A 14,596-nucleotide genomic window follows, 5' to 3' on the forward strand; every position below is an offset into this window, starting at 1 on the left:
CCTACGCCTGGGAGAGCCCGGCTTCCTCGAAAGCGTCGTAGTTGGGGGCGATGGTGGCGCGGGGGCCAACGATGCCGCTGACCGCGTCGAGCGTCTTGAGGCCGTGGCCGGTGTTGATGATCACCGTCTCCAGGCTCGGGTCGAGCAGACCGTTGTCGACGAGCTTCTTGGTGACCGCGAGCGTGGTGCCGCCGGCGGTCTCGGTGAAGATGCCCTCGGTGCGGGCCAAGAGCACGATCGCCGCACGGATCTCGTCGTCGGTGACCTCTTCGACGGCGCCGCCGGAGGATCGGGTGGCATCGAGGACGTAGATGCCGTCGGCCGGGTTGCCGATGGCCAGCGACTTGGCGATCGTGTCCGGCTTGACCGGGCGGATGGCGTCGACGCCGGCCTTGAACGCGGTCGCGACCGGGTTGCAGCCGGTGGCCTGAGCGCCGAAGATCCGGTAGGGCTTCTCCTCGACGAGACCGAGCTTGATCAGCTCCTTGAAGGCCTTGTCGACCTTGGTCAGCTGGGATCCGGAGGCCACCGGGATGACGATCTGGTCGGGCAGGCGCCAACCGAGCTGCTCGGCGATCTCGAAGCCGAGCGTCTTGGAGCCCTCGGCGTAGAAGGGACGTACGTTGACGTTCACGAACGCCCAGCCCTCCTCCTCCGCGGCGATCTCCTGGGCCAGCTTGTTGACGTCGTCGTAGTTGCCGTCGACGGCGATCAGGTTGTCGGTGAAGACGGCGGAGTTGACCTGCTTGGGGTGCTCGAGGTTGCTGGGGATGAAGACGGCAGTGGGGATGCCGGCGCGGGCTCCGGCCGCCGCCACAGCGTTGGCCAGGTTGCCGGTGCTCGGGCAGGCGAAGACCTTGGCGTCGAGCTCGCGGGCGGCGCTCAGAGCACAGGCGACCACGCGATCCTTGAAGGAGTTGGTCGGGTTGGTCGAGTCGTCCTTCACCCAGATCTTCTCGATGCCGAGCTCCTTGGCGAGGTTCTTCGCCTCCAGGAGCCGGGTGAAGCCGGGCTCGGTGTTCGGGCTCTGCTCGATGTCGTCAGGCACCGGCAGCAGCGCCTTGTAGCGCCAGATGTTGCGGGGTCCGGCCTCGATCTCCTCGCGGGTCACGGCCGGGAAGTCATAGGCCACCTCGAGTGGCCCGAAACACTCCGGACAGGCGTAATGCGGTCCGAGCTCGATCTGGTGCCCACACTCCCGGCACGACAGCGCCGAGGCATTGCCGAACGCACCCTCGCGCAGGCCCTTCGTCTCCGTGGTCGCAGCGCTCATGAGAAACCTCCTCCTCATCTTCCCCGATCACGTCTCTCGCGCCGGGCCGGAATTAGCACCTGCTCCACGCCCTACCCGATGGTCGGGAGGAGGCTCGTGGTCGGTTGCCGGGACTTCACTGGGCCGTTCCCTCAGTCCCTCTCGATGAGCGATACCGATCGTACGGCAGGCAACTTGCCTGAAACACACCCGGGTTCCACTCCTCGGACCATCTGTCCGCCATCTGGACGCCGAGGGTGTCTCGAGTCAGCGAGCGCGGAGGCGACGCAGCATCCGGGCGTCGTCGAAACCGACCGCTCGAGCAGCCGACTCCATGGTGGTGCCCGCGGCCAGCAGATGGTCGGCCCGCTCGCGGCGAAGAGCCTGTTGGTAGCGGAGCGGGGTGAGGCCAGTCGCACCCACGAAGGCGCGAGTCAGGGTGCGCTCGCTCACCCCCGCACCGTCCGCCAGAGCGGAGAGCGGAAGCGGCTCGGCGAACCGGGCGTCGATGACGTCCTGCACGTGGTGGACGGTGTCGTCGAGATGGTTCCGGTGGCGCAGCAGGACGCTCTCCTGCGGCTGGTCGCCGTTGCGCCGCGCGTAGACGACCATGTCGCGGGCGACTCGAGCCGCCAACGCCGGTCCGTGGCGCACCGCGAGAAGGTGCAGACTCAGGTCGATGCCGCTGGCGATGCCTGCCGACGTCACGATCCGGTCATCGCTGGTGAAGAGCACGTCGCGCACCACCCGGGCTTTCGGGTAGCGCCTGGACAGCGCGTCCTGGAGATCGTGATGGGTGGTGCAGAGACGCCCGTCGAGGAGGCCCGCCTGGCCGAGGGCGTCGGCGCCGGCGCAGACGCTGGCCACCTCGCCACCGGCGGCATGATGGGCGCGCAGCCGCTCGGCGGTCTCCCGGGTGAGCCGGGGGCCGGCGACGAGGTCGTACGCCGCTCGCCAGCCCGGCACGACGAGCAGGTCACCGGGGTCGAGATCGGGCCATTCGCCGGTGACTGCCAGAGGCAGTCCCTGCGCGGAGAGCACCTCCCCCGGCTCGGCGCCCGCGACGTACACGAGGTCGTAGGGGTGTCCCAGGCTGCGCGCCGTGTGGAACGCCTGTGCCGGCCCGGCGAGGTCGAGCAGATGTACGCCGGGCAGCAGCACGAACACGACGGCGCTCATACCGCAGATGCTGCCACAGCCTCCAGATCGGCGATCGTCGCGATCTCGGCGAATCGGCCGCTGAGCACGAGCTTCGTACGCTCCACGACCTCCTCGGCCGACAGCCCGCCCAGCGGCTCGGTGGTGACCGCGTCGGCGACATAGGTGACCCGGTAGCCGAGGTCGGAGCCGACCCGCGCGGTGGTCTCGACGCACTGCTCGGCGCGGATCCCGCACACCACGAGCTCGGTGATCCCGCGCTCGGTCAGCACCTGCTGCAGGTTGGTCGTGGTGAAGGCGTTGTGGGCGGTCTTGCGCACCTCGACGTCGCCCGGCTTCGGGCCGCTGAGCCCGTCGAGATAGCGCACGTGACCCGACTCCGGGTCGAAGACGCCGCCGCTGCCGGGTTCGGTGTGGAGCACCCAGACCACCAGGTCGCCCGCGGCGCGAGCGAGGCTCACCAGCCGGTCGGCGCGCTCGGCGATGTCGGGGTGGAGGGTCTGCTGCCAGGACTCCCGCTGCCGGAAGGACTCCTGGATGTCGATGACGAGAAGGGCTCGGTTGCTCATGTGTCCAGTGTGCGAGCTGCCCGCTCGACGCACGAGGCATCAAGCGGGCAGTACCCGGAACGATCCGGTCACGCAGCGGCAACCGTGCTCTGCGTGGTGGCCTCTCCCTCGGCGGGGGCGAGGGCGCCGCGTACGACATCCCTGACGTCGCTCACCAGGTTGATCTTCAGGGCCTGCTTCACGTCGTCCGGCACCTCGTCCAGGTCGGGCTCGTTGCGCTGGGGCACGAAGACCTCGGTCAGACCGGCTCGCTGGGCGGCGAGCAGCTTCTGCTTGAGGCCGCCGATGGGCAGCACCCGGCCGGAGAGCGAGACCTCACCGGTCATGCCGACCTCGCTGCGCACCGGGCGACCGGTCGCGAGAGAGGTGAGCGCGGTGACCATCGTGATGCCGGCGCTCGGGCCGTCCTTCGGGACCGCGCCCGCGGGCACGTGGACGTGGAGCGAGCGGTCGAGCACCGCGGGGTCCACGCCCAGCTCGGCCGCGTGCGAGCGGACGAAGGAGAGCGCGATCTGCGCGGACTCCTTCATCACCTCGCCGAGCTGGCCGGTGATGTTGAGTCCGGCCTGCCCGTCGGCCGCCGAGGCCTCGATGAAGAGCACGTCCCCGCCGAGTCCGGTGACGGCCAGTCCGGTGGCGACCCCCGGGACAGACGTACGCTCCGCGGACTCCGGCGTGAATCGCGGCCGTCCGACCAGGTCCTTGAGGTTGTCCAGGCCGATCTCGACGTGCTCCGCTCCGGTGGCCAGTCGCGTCGCCGCCTTGCGCAGCGCCTTGGCGAGGAGCCGCTCGAGCTGGCGTACGCCCGCCTCGCGGGTGTAGTTCGCGGCCAGCTCACGCAGGGCGTCGTCGGTGACCGTGGCCTCATCCGAGGTCACCGCTGCCCGCTCGAGCTGCCGGGGCAGCAGGAAGTCGCGAGCGATGGCAACCTTGTCGTCCTCGGTGTAGCCGTCGATCGTGACCAGCTCCATCCGGTCCAGCAGCGCCGACGGGATCTGCTCGACCACGTTGGCGGTGGCGATGAACAGGACGTCGGAGAGGTCCAGGTCGAGCTCGAGGTAGTGGTCGCGGAAGGTGTGGTTCTGCGCCGGGTCGAGCACCTCCAGCAGCGCGGCCGCAGGGTCACCCCGATAGTCCGAGCCGACCTTGTCGACCTCGTCGAGGAGCACGACCGGGTTCATCGAGCCGGCCTCCTTGACGGCCCGCACGATCCGGCCCGGCAGCGCGCCGACATAGGTGCGCCGGTGACCGCGGATCTCGGCCTCGTCGCGGACGCCGCCCAGCGCGACACGGACGAACTTCCGTCCGAGCGAGCGCGCGACCGACTCACCGAGCGAGGTCTTGCCGACTCCTGGCGGGCCGGCGAGCAGCACCACAGCACCGGATCCACGGCCGCCGATGACCTGCAGGCCACGTTCGGCACGTCGAGTCCGCACCGCCAGGTACTCCACGATCCGGTCCTTGACCTCGTCGAGGCCGTGGTGGTCGGCGTCGAGCACCTCACGAGCCGCGACCACGTCCGTTGAGTCCTCGGTCCGGACCGACCACGGCAGCTCCAGCACCGTGTCCAGCCAGGTGCGGATCCAGGCGGTCTCGGGATTCTGCTCGGAACCCCGCTCGAGCTTGTCGACCTCGCGCAGCGCGGCCTCGCGTACGGCCTCGGGAAGGTCGGCGGCCTCGACACGGGCCCGGTAGTCGTCGGAGCCCTCGGGCTCGCCCTCGCCGAGCTCCTTGCGGATCGCGGCGAGCTGCTGGCGCAGCAGGAACTCCCGTTGCGTCTTCTCCATGCCCTCGCGTACGTCCTCGGCGATCTTGTCGCTGACCTCGGACTCCGCGATGTACTCCTTCGCCCAGGCGATCACCTTCTCGAGACGCTCGGTGACGTCCGGCGTCTCCAGCAGCTCGCGCTTGGCGTCGTCGTCGAGATAGGGCGCGTAGCCGGCGGTGTCGGCGATCTCGGACGGCTCGGTGAGCCGGTTGACCTGGTCGATGACCGGCCACGCCTCGCGACGCTGGAGCACGGCGACGACCAGCCGCTTGTACTCCTCGGCCAGCTCCTTCGCGTGCTCCGTCGTGGTCTCGGTGGCGGTCTCGACCTCGACCCACAGCGCAGCGCCGGGTCCGGTCACGCCGGAGCCGATCTTGGCGCGGCCGACGGCCCTCAGCACCGCCGCGGGCTCACCGCCCCGGAACCGGCCGACGCGCTCGATCGTGGCGACAGCGCCGTACGTCGCATACCGGTCCCCTAGCCGCGGCGCGACCAGCAGCCGGCTCTCCGAGCCTGCTCGGGCGGCGTCGATCGCAGCCTGCGCGGCCTCGTCGAGCTCGATCGGCACGACCATTCCCGGCAGGACCACGGCATCCGAGACGAACAGCACAGGAAGCTTGTCCATTGCGGACCCTCCTAGAAGAGTTGAGTGATACTGGCTCAACTTCTGGGAGCAACCGGATGTTCCCTCCGGTTAGTCTGTTCGCTGTCAGCGGACGCCGTCGTCGGTGAGCTGCCGCAGCAGCTCCAGCACGCCGTCCGGCCCCTGCACCTCGAGATCGGCGAGGTCCGCGAGCGGACCCCGGTCGGGCCCGGCGTGGGAGTAGACGAGCAGCGTCGCCGACCCGGTGGTCTTTCCCCAGGCCCTCACCGCCTCGAACGCCTCGATGTCACCCAGGTCGTCACCGCCGAACAGGATCGCGCCGGGCGAGACCTCCGCGATCAGCGTGTCGATCGCGTGTCCCTTGTGCATGCCGGGCGCACGCACCTCGATGACCTGCTTGCCCGGCTCGATCACGAGCCCGTGCTCGCCGGCCAGCTCGGTCAGCGGCGGGAGCAGGCGCGCGGCGAGACCGTCGGGGTCGGGGAACCGGCGGGTGTGCACACCGACGGCGAGCCCCTTCTCCTCGATGTAGGCGTCCTGCGCCCCGTGAGCGGCGAGCACCTCCGGCAGCGCGGCCTCGAAGGCGGCCAGCCCCTCGGGCGGCGGCGGGCCGACGACGACCCGGTCGGCGCCGCTCCAGCGCTCGTTGCCGTACTGCCCGAAGACGTACAGCTCCTTGCCCAGCTCCCCGAGTGCGTCGGCGATCGCGGCCAGCCCGCCGAGCTCGACGACCTGTCCGGCCGGTCGGCCGGTGACGATGGCCAGCGCCTTGACGTGCGACGCGAGCGCGATCAGGACCGAAGCCGCGTCCGGGTGGATCCGAGCCGCAGCCGGGTCCTCGACGATCGGGGAGAGCGTGCCGTCGAAGTCGAGACCGACGAGGGTCTCGGCGGCAGCAGCCGCGATCGCGGCGTACTTCTGCTCTCCTGCGGTGCCATCAGGCTGGGGTTCGGCCATGCCTCAACTGTGACACGGCAACCACCTCGGAGCCGACCGGGAGGGTGTCGCCGTGTGGCAGATCACACACCGTCGAGAACGGCCGGAAAGGCTCAGAGAGCCCCGGTCAGAACCACCGTCAGCCGGTCGCCCTTCATCGAGCCCTCGACCAGCAGATGGGTGCGTTTGATACCGAGGTCATCGGCGAGCTGCTGACCCTCCCGCTTCATCTCGGACGGGTAGTAGACGGTGCTCTCCGGGACGGAACCCATCCAGTTGTCCTCGCCGACGACGTTCCAGCCGACCGTGGTCGCCTTCGCCGCGACGTCGCCGGCCAGGCCGGCGATGTTCGACTGGTTGTAGACCTCGACGCTGACCTTGGCGCGGTCGACGGGCGAAGGCTCGGCCTTCGGCGGCTTCTTCTCCTCGGCCTTGGCCGCCTTCGGTGAGGCAGACGGCGAGGCCGAAGGGCTGCCGCCGGCCTGGGCGATCTCCTTGCCCCCGTCTCCGTCGCCACCGGTGATCCAGAAGATGATCACCGCGGCGACCACGGCCACCACGCTCAGCGCGATGACGGGTGTGGGGAGCGCGACGCCACGCTCACCCTTCGAAGGACGTACGCAGCCGGTCATTCAGACCTCGAAGCCGAGCCGTCTCGCCGAACGCTGACGCTGCCGGGCCGCGCGGAGCCGCCGCAGGCGGCGTACCAGCAGGGGGTCGGCCTCGAGGGCCTCCGGCTTGTCGATGAGGGCGTTGAGCACCTGGTAGTAACGGGTGGCGGACATGTTGAACGCCTCACGGACGGCGGCTTCCTTGGCCCCGGCGTACTTCCACCACTGCCGCTCGAAGTCGAGGATCTGCTTGTCTCGCTCGCTGAGGCTCGCGGGGTCCTCGCCTGGGCCTGTGACCTGCACGTTGACAGCGCTCATTCCTCGTCCCCCGGTGTCGTCTGCATCTGACCACACCCTAACGCGCCGAACTACACGGCTGTGGTTCACCCTCTCGGCGTGTTACTCGACAGGTATTCGCATCAGGGGGCCGGAAGTCACGGGTGGAACGACTCGGCGCCGAACCTGGCTCCGGTCCATTACAGTCGGAGATGTGCAGGCTGACCTGGTAATCGTGGCCAATCGGCTCCCCGTAGATCGTGTGGAGATGCCGGACGGAACGAAGGCGTGGCGACGCTCCCCAGGAGGCCTGGTCAGCGCCCTCGAGCCGGTCCTGCGGGCCAACGACGGCGTCTGGATCGGCTGGCCCGGGGGCATCGACGAGGACCTCGAGCCGTTCGAGGACGACGGGCTCCACCTGCTGCCGATGACGATGACCGCCGAGGACATCGAGGAGCACTACGAGGGCTTCTCCAACGGCACCCTCTGGCCGCTCTACCACGACGTCGTGGCCAAGCCGGAGTTCCACCGCGAGTGGTGGGACGGCTACCAGCGCGTCAACCAGAGGTTCGCCGAGAAGTGCGCCGAGGTCGCCGCGAAGGGCGCGACCGTCTGGGTGCAGGACTACCAGCTCCAGCTGGTCCCGCAGATGCTGCGCGAGCTCCGCCCCGACCTGCGCATCGGCTTCTACCTGCACATCCCGTTCCCGCCGGCCGAGCTCTTCCAGCAGGTCCCCTGGCGCCGCCAACTCCTCGAGGGCCTCCTCGGTGCCGACCTGGTCGGCTTCCAGCTCCCCCAGGCGGCCCAGAACTTCGTCCGCCTGGTGCGCCAGCGCGTCGGCCACAAGACCCACCGCGACCTGGTCTATCTCCCCGACGGGCGCACCGTGCACGCGGCCGCCTTCCCGATCTCGATCGACTTCCTCGGCTTCGACGAGATGGCCCACGACGAGGGCGTCAACCAGCGCGCCAAGGAGATCCGCCAGCAGCTCGGCGACCCGAAGAAGATCCTGCTCGGCGTCGACCGGCTCGACTACACCAAGGGCATCTACGCCAGGCTGCGCGCCTACGGCGAGATGCTCCGCGACACCGAGCTCGACGTCGAGGACGCGATCTTCGTCCAGGTGGCGGTGCCGTCGCGCGAGCGCGTCGAGCAGTACCGCAAGCTGCGCGACGACATCGACCGCCTCGTCGGCCGCCTCAACGGCGACCTCGGCCGCATCGGGCGTCCCGCGATCTCCTACCTGCACACCTCGCTCCCCCGGGCGGAGATGGCCGCGCTCTACCGCGCCGCCGACATCATGGTCGTCACCCCCTACCGCGACGGCATGAACCTGGTCGCGAAGGAGTACGTCGCCTGCCGCTACGACAACGACGGCGCCCTCGTCCTCTCCGAGTTCGCCGGCGCGGCCGAGGAGCTGCGCCAGGCCTGGCTCGTGAACCCCTACGACATCAACGGGATGAAGGCCGCGCTGCTCGAGGCGTACAAGGCCGAGCCGAAGGAGCTCACCCGCCGGATGCGGGCGATGCGCAAGCAGGTCGCCTCCAAGGACGTGCGTTACTGGGCCGACTCGTTCCTCGAGGAGCTCGCCGCGGTGCAGGGCAGCCACACCAAGAACGTGCTTCCGCCCAACGCCCACTAGGGCCGGCCAGGTGGCTAGAGTCGACGCGTGACCACCAACGCAGCCCCGATCAGGTGGGGAATTCTCGGCACCGGCCGGATCGCCCACTCCCTAGCCACCGATCTGATGCTCGTCCCCGACGGCCGACTCGTGGCCGTCGGCTCGCGGAGCAAGGAGTCCGCGGAGACGTTCGCGAAGGAGTACGCCGCCAGCGGCCCGGTCCGCGCGCACGGCTCCTATGAGGAGCTGGCCGCCGACGAGGACGTCGACGTCGTCTATGTCGCCTCCCCCCACTCCCACCACCTCGAGCACGCCACCCTCATGCTCGAGGCCGGCAAGCACGTGCTGTGCGAGAAGGCGCTGACGCTCAACGCCGCCGACTCGCAGAAGATGGTCGACCTGGCCACCTCCAAGAAGCTCTTCCTTATGGAAGCCATGTGGATGGCGACCAACCCGATCATCCGGCGCCTCGTCACCGACGTGAAGTCGGGCCGCTTCGGGGTCCCCCGTCACGTACACGCCGAGCTCGGCTTCGTCGCTGACCCCGAGCAGCACCAGCGCCTCCTCGACCCCGCGCTCGGCGCCAGCGCGCTGCTCGACATGGGCATCTACCCGCTCACCTTCGCCCACCTGCTCTTCGGCGAGGCACGCGCGCTGACCGCCCAGGCCAACCTGGGGGAGGGCGCCGACGGCGGCACCTTCGACCTCGACCTGGTGATGACCGGGAAGTACGCCGGCAACGAGCTCTCCACCATGGTCTCCTCGGTCACCTCCTACTCCTCGCGCTCGGCGGCCATCGCCACCGACCAGGGCCGCATCGAGCTGACCGACTTCCACCACCCGTCCTCGGCGGTCTTCTCGCCCGCCAACGGCGACGAGCCCGTCGAGATCGTCGGTGACGAGCCCGTCATCGGCGCTGCGTACGGCAACGAGATCGCCGAGGTGCAGCGCTGCCTGCGCGAGGGCCTCCTGGAGTCCCCCCTCGTGCCCCACAGCCAGACGCTCAGCCTGATGCGCCAGATGGACATGATCCGCGAGTCCATCGGCGCCCGCTACGCCACCGAGTCCTGACGCCCCCCGCAGGCCGAGACGTCAGCTGCGTCGGTCGAGTTGGCACCCAGGTGCCGACTCGACCGACGCGAGTGACGTCTCGGCCGACGTACCTGACGTCTCGGCTCTCAGGCGGTGTTCGGCTTCTCGTTGAAGGTGCGGTGCGGCTGTACGACAGCGAGGAGCTCGCCGGCCACCTCGGGCCCGAGGGCGCCCCAGTGGTCCTTGTAGCCGTAGACACCGGCGAGGGTGCGTGACTCGTAGTCGCCGTTCATGACCTCGATGTCGTGGGGCGTGATCAGGCCGGGGTGGGCGACGCCGACGGCGGCGGAGACCTTCGTCAGCTCCCTGCGCAGGGTCCTGAGATAGCTGGCGCAGCGATCGCCCTTGTCCTGCGGGTCGAGGCCGCCGGAGAGCCACTTGCTCTGCGTCGCGACCCCGGTCGGACAGGTGTCGTCGTGGCACTTCTGGGCCTGGATGCAGCCGATCGACATCATCGCCTCGCGGCCGACGTTGACCATGTCGGCACCGAGCGCGAAGGCGACGGCGGCGTTCTCCGGCAGGCCGACCTTGGCCGACCCGATGAAGGTGACCGAGTCGGTCAGGCCGAGCTCGGCGAAGGTGCCGTAGACCCGCGAGAAGCCGATCCGGTAGGGCATCGCGACCGCGTCGGAAAAGATCAACGGCGCGGCGCCGGTGCCACCCTCGCCGCCGTCGACGGTGATGAAGTCGACGCCCCGCTCGCCCGACCGCATCTTGCCGGCGAGCTCCTGCCAGAACTCCATCTCACCGACCGCCGACTTGATGCCGACCGGCAGCCCGGTCTCGGCGGCGATCATCTCGACGAAGTCGAGCATCGAGTCGACGTCGTGGAAGGCGGAGTGGCGAGACGGTGACACGCAGTCCTTGCCGAGCTCGATACCGCGGATCTCGGCGATCTCCGGGGTCACCTTGGCGGCCGGCAGCAGTCCACCGAGGCCGGGCTTGGCGCCCTGGGAAAGCTTGATCTCGATCGCCTTGACCGGCGCTGTGGCGACCCGCTCCTTGAGCCGGTCGATCGAGAAGGTGCCGACCGCGTTCCGGCAGCCGAAGTAGGCGGTGCCGATCTGCATCACCAGATCCGCACCACCTTCCAGGTGGTAGGGCGAGATGCCGCCCTCGCCGGTGTTGTGCATGGCCCCGGCCCGGCGTGCGCCCAGGTTGAGCGCCTTGATCGCCGGCCCGGACAGCGACCCGAACGACATCGCCGAGATGTTGACGACCGACTCCGGCCGGAACGCCTTCGCGCGCCCGCGCGGACCCCCGAGCACCTTCGCCGACGGGAGCTTGGCGGCCCGGTCGTGGTCGTCGGGCAGCGAGTCGGCGAACGTACGGTGCTTGATGTGGATGTGGCCCTGGACGTGCTCGATGTCGTTGTCGGTGCCGAAGCCGAAGTAGTTGTTCTGCTCCTTGGCCGAGGCGTAGACCCAGCGCCGCTGGTCACGGCTGAAGGGCCGCTCCTCGTCGTTGTCAGCGACGATGTACTGCCGCAGCTCCGGCCCGATCTTCTCCATCAGATACCGCGCGTGCCCGATCACCGGGAAGTTCCGCAGGATCGCGTGCTTGCGCTGGGTCAGGTCGCGCGCGGCGACCACGCCAGCGGCAACCGCCACTCCCCCGAGGAGGGTCGTCATCTTCATGTACGTCTTCCTACCGGGCGGTCATCTCGTTGTAAACGTCCGCGACGGTGTCGCCGGGCGTCGCTCAGGCGAACTCGGGAATGACCTTCGACTCGAAGAGCTCGAGGGAGGAGCGGTCGTAGGCGGCGTCGGCGAAGTAGCCGATGGCGTACGTCATCCCCAGCTCCTCCACGGCCTTGAGCTTCTCCACCGCCTGGTCGGGGGTGCCGACCAGCGAGGTCGGGCCGTCGACGGCGCCGTTGACGACCTCGGCCGCCTTGGCCGCGCCCAGGTGCGGCACCAGCCGGGCCTCCCAGGCCTTCACCTTCTCGGCGACCTCGGCCTCGTTCTCGCCGAGCAGCACGTTGTAGTTCGACGAGCGGGTGATCTCCGCGAAGTCGCGCCCGAGGTTCTCGCAGTGGCCGCGCAGGATGTCGGACTTCGCCGTGAAGGTCTCCGGGTCGCCGAGGAAGTTGGTGTAGTCGGCGTACTGCGCCGCGATCTTGAGGGTCACCTTCTCACCGCCGCCGGCGATCCACAGCGGGATGCCGGAACGGCCCTGCTGAAGAGGCAGCGGCTGACAGATGGCGCCGTCGACCTGGTAGTACTTCCCGTCCAGCGATGAGATGCCCTTGGTCCAGGCCTGCTGGAAGATCTGGACGCCCTCGCGGAGCATCCCGAGACGGTCACGCGCCTCGGGGAAGCCGTAGCCGTAGGCACGCCACTCGTGCTCGTACCAGCCCGCGCCGATGCCCATCTCGACCCGGCCGCCGCTGATGTGATCGGCGGTCGCGGCGACCTTCGCCAGGTAGGCCGGGTTGCGGTAGGACATGCACGAGCACATCTGCCCGAGGCGCACCCGCGACGTCACCGCGCCCAGGCCCGCCATCAGCGACCAGGCCTCGTGGGTCGCCTGGTCGGAGGGCTCCGGGGTGGTGTGGAAATGGTCGTAGACCCAGATGCTTTCGAAAGCAGAGCCGGAGTCTGCGTACGTCGCCAGGTCCTTCATCGTCGTCCACTGGTCCGCCGGGTCGATCCCGACGAGGTCGAAGCGCCATCCCTGCGGGACGAAGAAACCGAACTTCATGTCTACTCCTTGATGAGTCCAACCTGGGGTGCCACGGACAACTTATCCGTCGGTGCCAGCCGATACCCTCATGATTTATGAGCGCACTCGCCGGACTCGTGGACAAGGGCTTGATGGCTGCCGACTGGGCCGAGGCGCTGGGGCCGGCCGAGCCGCAGATCGAGCAGATGGGCCGCTTCCTGCGCGACGAGCTGGCGGCCAGGCGTCCCTACCTTCCCGACGGCGACCGGATCTTCAACGCCTTCCGGCGCCCGCTGCGGGACGTACGCGTCCTGATCGTCGGCCAGGACCCCTACCCGACCATCGGGCACCCGATCGGGCTCAGCTTTGCGGTCGAGAAGGACGTACGTCCCCTGCCGGCGTCGCTGCGGAACATCTATGCCGAGCTGGCCACCGACCTCGACCTGAAGATGCCCGAGCACGGCGACCTGTCGACCTGGGCCGATCGCGGGGTGATGCTGCTCAACACCTCACTGACGGTGCGCCCCGGCGCTCCCGCCTCCCACTCGAAGAAGGGCTGGGAGGACGTCACCGGGCGGGCGATCGACGTCCTCGGCCGTCGCGGCGGACCGCTGGTGGCGATCCTGTGGGGCCGGCACGCGCAGAATCTCGAGCCACGGCTCAACGGGGTGCCCGCGATCAAGTCCGTCCACCCCTCGCCGCTCTCCGCGCGCCGGGGGTTCTTCGGGTCCAAGCCGTTCTCCCGCGCCAACGCCCTCCTGGTCGAGCAGGGCGGTTCCCCGGTCGACTGGTCGCTTCCGGAATAGGATCGCCTTATCAGCCCATCGGCGCGGTGAACGGGGGTCACGTGGGCGAGAAAGCGACCGGACCGACGCTGTCGGTGTCACGGCGGCTCAAGATCGCCGGCACCATCGTCGTCGTCCTGATGGCGGCCTGGGCCGCCGTGCTCGGCGGACGAGCCCTCCTGGACCGGGCCGGTCCTCCGGAGTTCCCCGCGACCGACGTACGCGACTGGGCGACCTTCGCCGACCACCTCGTCCTCGGCACCGCCGGCCCTGCCGACACAGACCGGCTCGAGGTCACGACCGTCCTGTGGAGCCGGCAGGGAGCCCACCCGATCGGCCGCGGGATCAGCCTCGACGCCGACATGACCGAGGGAGAGGCGTACGCCGTGCCGGTGGCCTGGCTCGAGGACGGCGACGGACGCTGGGTTGCGCTGGCCACCGAGGCGGTGCTCTCCCTCGACGGCGGGCGGATCACCGAGGGCGGCGGGACCTGGGCAGCCGACCACGCCGGAGAGTCGCCACGGGGCCTCGCCACCGAGCTCTACGAGACCGGTCCGCACCCGGCCGCCGTCCCCTACCTGTATGAGAGTCTCGAGCAAAGGCTCGCCGCTGTGGAGCGGTAGGTAAGATTTCAAGCGTGAGCCAGGACTCCCCCACGCGGCCCCAACGCGCCAACTGGCTTCGGGCCGGCATTTGGTCGCTCGGCTTCGTCGCCCTGCTGTGGGTGCTCGAGGCCACCGACTACGTCAGCGGGCACCAGCTCGACACGCTCGGCATCCAGCCGCGCACCGACGCCGGTCTGCTCGGCATCGTCTTCGCGCCGGTGCTCCACTTCGGTTGGGCCCACCTCTACGGCAACACCGTGCCCGCGCTCATCCTCGGCTTCCTGGTGCTCGTCTCGGGCGTCGGTCGCGGGATCGTGGCGACGCTGATCATCTGGGTGGTCGGAGGCGTCGGCGTCTGGCTGATGTCGCCTCCGGGCAGCATCACCGCCGGCACCTCGATGCTGATCTTCGGCTGGCTCGTCTACCTGATCATGCGCGGCCTGTTCAGCCACCGCGTCAGCCAGATCGTCATCGGCGTACTCATCTTCCTGGCCTACGGCAGCCTGCTCCTCGGCGTACTCCCCGGGCAGACCGGCGTCTCCTGGCAGGGCCACCTCTTCGGCGCGATCGGTGGCGCGCTGGCTGCTTGGCTGCTCAATGACCCGCCCAAGAAGCAGGCGCAGACCAAGCCCCAGAAGAAGGCCGCCTGAACCAA

Annotated in this window: 14 protein-coding genes and 1 riboswitch; of the genes, 5 read left to right on the forward strand and 9 right to left on the reverse strand. The window is 69.4% G+C overall.

Annotated features, from left to right (window positions below; all coding sequences use genetic code 11):
- Position 1: 1 nt before the first annotated feature.
- From thrC to ABTW65_RS13725, 7 genes are all read right to left on the reverse strand, one after another.
- Positions 2–1,273 carry a threonine synthase gene (gene thrC / locus ABTW65_RS13695; RefSeq protein WP_350660845.1) on the reverse strand — a complete coding sequence of 424 codons (1,272 nt, stop codon included), beginning with the start codon at positions 1,271–1,273 and terminating at the stop codon, positions 2–4.
- An 11-nt stretch (positions 1,274–1,284) separates the two neighbouring features.
- A riboswitch (SAM riboswitch) is annotated at positions 1,285–1,424 on the reverse strand.
- Between the two features lie 95 nt (positions 1,425–1,519).
- Positions 1,520–2,431, reverse strand: a complete 912-nt coding sequence (locus ABTW65_RS13700) for a GlxA family transcriptional regulator (protein WP_350660847.1) — start codon at positions 2,429–2,431, stop codon at positions 1,520–1,522.
- Entirely contained in the window at positions 2,428–2,979 is a 552-nt protein-coding gene (locus ABTW65_RS13705) for an isochorismatase family protein (RefSeq protein ID WP_350660849.1), read from the reverse strand. The genes ABTW65_RS13700 and ABTW65_RS13705 overlap by 4 nt, the downstream gene beginning before the upstream one ends.
- A 68-nt stretch (positions 2,980–3,047) precedes the next feature.
- Positions 3,048–5,372 carry an endopeptidase La gene (gene lon / locus ABTW65_RS13710; protein ID WP_350660851.1) on the reverse strand — a complete coding sequence of 775 codons (2,325 nt, stop codon included), beginning with the start codon at positions 5,370–5,372 and terminating at the stop codon, positions 3,048–3,050.
- A gap of 84 nt (positions 5,373–5,456) precedes the next feature.
- Positions 5,457–6,308: a trehalose-phosphatase gene (otsB, locus tag ABTW65_RS13715; RefSeq protein ID WP_350660853.1), complete on the reverse strand. Its 852-nt coding sequence runs from the start codon at positions 6,306–6,308 to the stop codon at positions 5,457–5,459.
- Positions 6,309–6,400: 92 nt separating this feature from the next.
- Positions 6,401–6,919, reverse strand: coding sequence for a LytR C-terminal domain-containing protein (locus ABTW65_RS13720; RefSeq protein ID WP_350660855.1), 519 nt, complete (start codon positions 6,917–6,919; stop codon positions 6,401–6,403).
- Positions 6,920–7,216 carry a DUF3263 domain-containing protein gene (locus ABTW65_RS13725; RefSeq protein ID WP_091046051.1) on the reverse strand — a complete coding sequence of 99 codons (297 nt, stop codon included), beginning with the start codon at positions 7,214–7,216 and terminating at the stop codon, positions 6,920–6,922.
- Between the two features lie 157 nt (positions 7,217–7,373).
- On the opposite strand from ABTW65_RS13725, the gene ABTW65_RS13730 reads away from it, so the two are divergent.
- Both ABTW65_RS13730 and ABTW65_RS13735 read left to right on the forward strand, forming a co-directional pair.
- Positions 7,374–8,816 carry an alpha,alpha-trehalose-phosphate synthase (UDP-forming) gene (locus ABTW65_RS13730; RefSeq protein ID WP_350661253.1) on the forward strand — a complete coding sequence of 481 codons (1,443 nt, stop codon included), beginning with the start codon at positions 7,374–7,376 and terminating at the stop codon, positions 8,814–8,816.
- A gap of 27 nt (positions 8,817–8,843) precedes the next feature.
- Positions 8,844–9,866 carry a Gfo/Idh/MocA family protein gene (locus ABTW65_RS13735; RefSeq protein ID WP_350660857.1) on the forward strand — a complete coding sequence of 341 codons (1,023 nt, stop codon included), beginning with the start codon at positions 8,844–8,846 and terminating at the stop codon, positions 9,864–9,866.
- Positions 9,867–9,973: 107 nt separating this feature from the next.
- On the opposite strand, the gene ABTW65_RS13740 is transcribed toward ABTW65_RS13735, so the two are convergent.
- Complete coding sequence (locus tag ABTW65_RS13740; protein ID WP_350660859.1) at positions 9,974–11,524, reverse strand: FMN-binding glutamate synthase family protein; 1,551 nt, start codon at positions 11,522–11,524, stop codon at positions 9,974–9,976.
- A gap of 64 nt (positions 11,525–11,588) precedes the next feature.
- Complete coding sequence (locus ABTW65_RS13745) at positions 11,589–12,590, reverse strand: LLM class F420-dependent oxidoreductase (RefSeq protein WP_350660861.1); 1,002 nt, start codon at positions 12,588–12,590, stop codon at positions 11,589–11,591.
- Positions 12,591–12,667: 77 nt separating this feature from the next.
- On the opposite strand from ABTW65_RS13745, the gene ABTW65_RS13750 reads away from it, so the two are divergent.
- From ABTW65_RS13750 to ABTW65_RS13760, 3 genes are read left to right on the forward strand one after another with little or no spacing between them, the layout of a single operon-like run.
- The gene (locus ABTW65_RS13750) at positions 12,668–13,357 is read left to right on the forward strand and encodes a uracil-DNA glycosylase (RefSeq protein ID WP_350660863.1); all 690 of its coding nucleotides are present in this window, start codon (positions 12,668–12,670) and stop codon (positions 13,355–13,357) included.
- 41 nt (positions 13,358–13,398) lie between these two features.
- Positions 13,399–13,959 carry a hypothetical protein gene (locus ABTW65_RS13755; RefSeq protein ID WP_350660865.1) on the forward strand — a complete coding sequence of 187 codons (561 nt, stop codon included), beginning with the start codon at positions 13,399–13,401 and terminating at the stop codon, positions 13,957–13,959.
- 14 nt (positions 13,960–13,973) lie between these two features.
- The gene (locus ABTW65_RS13760; protein ID WP_350660869.1) at positions 13,974–14,591 is read left to right on the forward strand and encodes a rhomboid family intramembrane serine protease; all 618 of its coding nucleotides are present in this window, start codon (positions 13,974–13,976) and stop codon (positions 14,589–14,591) included.
- Positions 14,592–14,596: the final 5 nt, after the last annotated feature.

It is taken from the genome of Nocardioides sp. NPDC127503, from assembly GCF_040302165.1.
Lineage (GTDB): Bacteria > Actinomycetota > Actinomycetes > Propionibacteriales > Nocardioidaceae > Nocardioides.